Source organism: Pseudoalteromonas sp., from assembly GCF_041613455.1.
Taxonomy (GTDB): Bacteria; Pseudomonadota; Gammaproteobacteria; order Enterobacterales; family Alteromonadaceae; genus Pseudoalteromonas.
In genome coordinates this window covers 1-5,306 of record NZ_JBFJHD010000207.1, presented here as the reverse complement: position 1 = coordinate 5,306, position 5,306 = coordinate 1, and the positions used below count along the sequence as shown (strand labels likewise).

At 44.4% G+C, this 5,306-nt stretch carries 4 protein-coding genes; all 4 read right to left on the bottom strand.

Going from position 1 to position 5,306, the window contains the following annotated elements:
- A partial coding sequence (rsxC, locus tag ABYB02_RS14305; protein ID WP_372763088.1) for an electron transport complex subunit RsxC occupies positions 1–2,212 on the bottom strand: 2,212 nt, incomplete at its 3' end.
- Between the two features lie 8 nt (positions 2,213–2,220).
- Positions 2,221–2,775, bottom strand: coding sequence for an electron transport complex subunit RsxB (gene rsxB, locus ABYB02_RS14300; RefSeq protein ID WP_372763087.1), 555 nt, complete (start codon positions 2,773–2,775; stop codon positions 2,221–2,223).
- Position 2,776: 1 nt separating this feature from the next.
- Entirely contained in the window at positions 2,777–3,358 is a 582-nt protein-coding gene (rsxA, locus tag ABYB02_RS14295) for an electron transport complex subunit RsxA (protein WP_372763086.1), read from the bottom strand.
- A gap of 254 nt (positions 3,359–3,612) precedes the next feature.
- On the bottom strand, positions 3,613–5,306 hold a 1,694-nt coding region (locus ABYB02_RS14290; protein WP_372763085.1), incomplete at its 5' end, for an EAL domain-containing protein.

The window sequence follows — 5,306 nt, the reverse complement described above, 5'->3', positions numbered from 1 at the left end:
CCGCTGCTTTTTTCTTGTCATCACTCGATGCAGAAGTATTGGGCTCTGCGGCTTCACTCTGCTGATCTGTGCTACTAGTCGTTGAGGATGCCTCAGCCTCTTTAGCGGCCTTTTTTGCTTTAGCGCGGGCAATCGCTGCGGCCACGGCGGCTTTTTTATCATCCACTGGAGCGACATCGTCAGTTACATCGTCAGAAGCGTTAGCATCAGCGGCTTGTGCTGCTTTTTTCGCTTTAGCACGGGCAATCGCCGCGGCCACGGCGGCTTTTTTATCATCCACTGGAGCAGCGTCGTTAGTGGCATCGTCAGTAGTGTTGGCATCAGCGGCTTGCGCTGCTTTTTTCGCTTTAGCGCGGGCAATCGCTGCAGCCACGGCAGCTTTTTTATCATCTACAGGAGCGACGTCGGTAGTGGTATCGTCAGTAGCGTTGGCATCAGCGGCTTGTGCAGCTTTTTTCGCTTTAGCACGGGCAATGGCAGCGGCCACCGCAGACTTTTTATCATCTGCAGGCGTATTATCTGCGTCTGTGCTACTTAACGCTTGTGCTTCTTTTTGCTGTTTATACTGACGAGCCTGCTCTTTACGTAATGCGCGCTCTTTAGCAACTGCGCTATTATCAGGCTCCAGCTCTGCCCCTTGCTTTTTCGCTTTAGCACGGGCTATCGCCGCGGCCACGGCCGATTTTTCATCTGTGTCGCTGGATTTATTTTTAACCCGAGCAAGCGCTTCGGCTACTTTTTGCTTTTCGTCGCTAGATTTAGGGGCAGCTTTGCGTTTATGGCGATTTTGTCGCTCAGCTTGTTCACGCTCTAAGCGTTCTTTGCGGGCATCAAATCGTTCTTTGGCGCGATCGGCTTTAACTTTATCGGCTTGTTGCTCTCTAATTTCGACTTTGGCAACGCGATAATATTGCACTAACGGTATTTCACTGGGGCACACATACGCACAGGCGCCACATTCAATACAGTCAAATAAATTATGCTCTTGAAGTTTGTCGTATTCTTTTGATTTAGCAAACCACTGCAATTGTTGTGGTAATAACGACGCAGGGCAAGCGTGGGCACAGGCACTACAGCGTATACAGGCTTTTTCGGGGCCGGGGTCTGCCAGCTCTTTATGATCGGGCGCTAATATACAGTTAGTGGTTTTTACCACCCCTATGCGAATAGTCGGCAAGGTAAAGCCCATCATTGGGCCGCCCATAATAACCTGTTGTTGTGGCACCGGTGAAAAGCCTTGGCAATCGAGCAAGTGCTTAATTTCGCTGCCCAATAAAGCCCAAACATTACCCGGCTTATGAATAGTGTTACCCGTTACGGTAACTACCCGCTCAATTAAGGGTTTACCTTCGTATACTGCTTGCTGAATGGCAAATAAAGTGCCGGTGTTATGCACTAATATACCTATGTCTGCGGGAATACCACTGCTGGGCACTTCACGATTAGTGAGCAGTTTTATTAGTTGCTTTTCACCGCCTGAAGGGTAAACAGTCGGCACGGTTTGCACCACTATTTGCGCATTATGCTCAGCTGCGCGCTTCATTGCGGCAATGGCTTCGGGCTTATTATCTTCAATGCCAATTATGCACAAGGTGGGCTTTAATAATCGTTGCATCAGCTCAATGCCTTGCACAATTTGCTCGGCATGCTCACGCATTAATAAATCATCGGCAGTAATGTAAGGCTCGCACTCTACGGCATTGATAATTAAAAACTCAATGGCGTGTTTTGCATCAGCTTTAACATAAGTAGGAAAACCTGCACCGCCCATACCACTTATGCCGGCTTGATGAATAATATCAATTAACTCATCATGGCTAAGCTCTTCAGGATTGGCAGCCGGTGTGAGTTCGCACCACTTATCGTCGCCGTCGGGCGTTATAATCACACTCAGCTCAGGTAGAGCAGAGGGGTGTGCCGAAGGCATCGCTGCAATATCAGTGATAACACCAGAGGTAGGAGCATGCACCGGCACAGACCAATTTGTAGAAGGTCGTGTTAATGCTTGGCCTTTTAGCACGTGTTGGCCTTTTTCGACAATGAGTTTACCGTTAGCGCCAATGTGTTGCTTAAGTGCCACAATTAATTTATCGGGTAAGGGTAAGCGCGCAATACTGGCACTATTAGAAAGTGATTTTTGTTGTGGTGGATGCACGCCACCTGGAAATGGCCAAACCGTGCCGTTTTTTATTTGTTCAAGTAACTTTTCCACTCAAACCTCTAATCTATTTGCGTAACAGGAATAGCATCGAGCTGCCATTTCCAGTTTTGTTTTGTTTCGGCGACCGGCAGCATATCAATGCAATCTACCGGGCAAGGCTCAACGCATAAGTCACAGCCGGTGCATTCGTCAATCAACACGGTATGCATTTGGCGAGTCGCGCCAACAATCGCGTCTACCGGGCAGGCCTGAATACATTTAGTACAGCCAATACATTCATCTTCGCGAATATAAGCAACTGTTTTAATAGGCTCTGCTTGTTCGCCGCCAGCGAGTGGTTTTGGATCAACCCCCATGAGGTCGGCCAACTTCTTCATTGTGGCTTCGCCCCCTGGCGGGCATTTATTAATTTCATCGCCATTGGCAATTGCTTCGGCATAGGGCCGACAGCCGGGGTAGCCACATTGCCCACATTGGGTTTGTGGCAATATAGTATCTATTTGCTCAACAATAGGGTTACTTTCTACACGAAAGCGAATAGCGGCAAAGCCTAAAATCAAGCCAAAAATTAATGCAAGCGAGCCAAGCGCTATTAAGGCGTAAAATAAGGTCATATTAAAACTTCACTAATCCGGTAAAGCCCATGAACGCCATCGACATTAAACCTGCGGTGATCAAGGCAATCGAAGCGCCCTTAAAGGGGATAGGTACATCAGCAGCGGCAAGGCGCTCGCGTAGGGCGGCAAATAACACTAATACTAATGAAAAGCCAACCGCAGCACCAAAGCCATAGACAGCAGACTGTAAAAATGAGTGATCTTCTTTAATGTTCAGTAACGCAACACCTAACACAGCACAGTTAGTGGTAATAAGCGGTAAAAATATACCCAATAAGCGGTACAGGGTAGGGCTGGTTTTACGCACCACCATCTCGGTAAATTGCACCACAACAGCAATCACTAAAATAAAGCTCATGGTGCGTAAGTAGGTGATATCCAGCGGTATTAAAATATACTGGTTAACTAAGTAGCTGGTTACCGAGGCGAGGGTCAGTACAAAGGTGGTTGCCAACGACATACCTATGGCTGTGTCTAACTTACTCGAAACCCCCATAAAAGGGCACAAGCCTAAAAATTGTACTAATACAAAGTTATTAACCAGAACGGTTCCGATTAATAACAAGACATATTCAGTCATGTGTGCCTCGCGCGTTTAAAATCCCGTGCATTATCCTTTTTTCTGCCGAGATAAACAACAGGTGCAGTAGTGTTCAGCTAAATAAATAGCGTAAAATTATTGACCTATAACAAAGATGTAAAATTACTGTGAAAGGATGGTGTGCTTGCTTGATGTTAGGCTTTAATTTTATCTATACATGATAAATCATCGCCCGCAGAAAGCAAAAAAAGAGCAATCATTGCTCTTTTTTTGCTTACCAGTGTTAGCTGATATTACATATCTTTTGGCTTTTCGATGTAATAGCCTTGCACCCCATCTAAACACAATGTTTCAATAATATGCTTTTCTTCTTGGCTCTCGACACCTTCAGCAAATACACTGACGCTAATTCTATGTGCTAAATCAACCATTAAGCGCATAAAGTATTGATTGTTTTTATCGTCTTCTAGACCCCGTGTATAGCTGGCATCCATTTTGATAAAGTCGGGTTTTAAGTCGCGGAAAAACTTAAATGAGGTTAATCCCACGCCAAAGCGCTCCACGGTGATGCGTGAGCCCACACGGTGGATCATATCAATAAAGCGTTTGCTGGCTTTAATATTTTGTTGTAAGCCAAACTCACTCACTTCAAACACTAGTTTGGCGGCAATATGCGAGTCTTTTAATAAGCGGCGCTCTAACCATATAATAAACTGATCGTTGTGTGCACTCGATGGGGTAATATTGATACCAAAGTACTTCTCAGAGAAGTTACGATTTTTGATTTTTTCAAGCGAGGCGTCAATAATCAGTTTATCGATGTCAATCGCCATATCTAATTTTTCAGCCATAGCTAAAAATGAAGCGGTAGGCAGCACCTGACTATCTTCAGTTTTAAAACGGACTAAAATTTCCGCATACGCTTTAATATTTTTCCCAAGCGGCATGATATTTTGCATCACTAAGCTAACCCGCTTGGCTTCTATTACTTCTTTAATTACTTTGCGCCAATTTTGATTACCAAAACCCGCACTAACATTGTTGATTAAATCGCTATCACGTTGCACATGCCATGCGTTTGCGTGCTTAGACTGCGCCATGCTCATGGCATTATCAGCCACAGAAAGCAGCTCACCCAAGGGTTTAGACTTTTCGTAGCCCACAATACCTGTATTGGCTACTGAGCTTAGTTCTTGATTTTGTTGATATTGCGTAAAGCGCGATTGTAAGTTCTCACCATAGCGCTCAGCTTCTTTAAGCGGTACGTTAGGCAGCACGGCAATAAAATCTGAACTGTTTAGCCTAAATATTTGGCTTCCCGTATAGGTGCCGCTAATGTGCTTAATAATATCGGCAACCGCTTTAATATATTCATCACCTTTTTGATAACCACGGCTTTGGTTAATTGATTGCAGTTCGCTACAACGGATCAGTGCTAGCGAGCCAAAGGTGCTTCTCTCGCTGTTTTCGATATTTTTTTCATAATATTCGACAAACATATTACGGTTACCTAAATCAGTCACCATATCTTTGTAGGCTTCTTGCTTAATCGTTAAGGCAGCACTTTGTAGGTCTTCACGCTTAGTTTTCAAAAAATGCGATAGGCGATTAAAACTAGGCACTAAATTTTTCGCTAGTTTTTGCATTCGGCTGGCGTCAATACTGGTTTCTAAGTCATGATCTAACTGATTTTGATTAATATAAATATCAATAATATCGGCCACTGCCAGGCTAATTTTATTGGTTATGCGTTGATGCATCACTCTCATTAACGCGATAGGAATAACCACTAAAATAGTGATCAGTAAAATAAGTATAAACAGTGTACTTTGTAATGGTTGCGCAAGCTGTTGTACATTAAGTACAAACTCTATTTTAATATCGTTATCATTATTAACCGCAAATTGCGGACGCACAGAATTCATTTTAGCCAGCATCAGCTCGGCAAACAGCGGTAACGAAGTAGGGTGGCTAACATGAAATACTT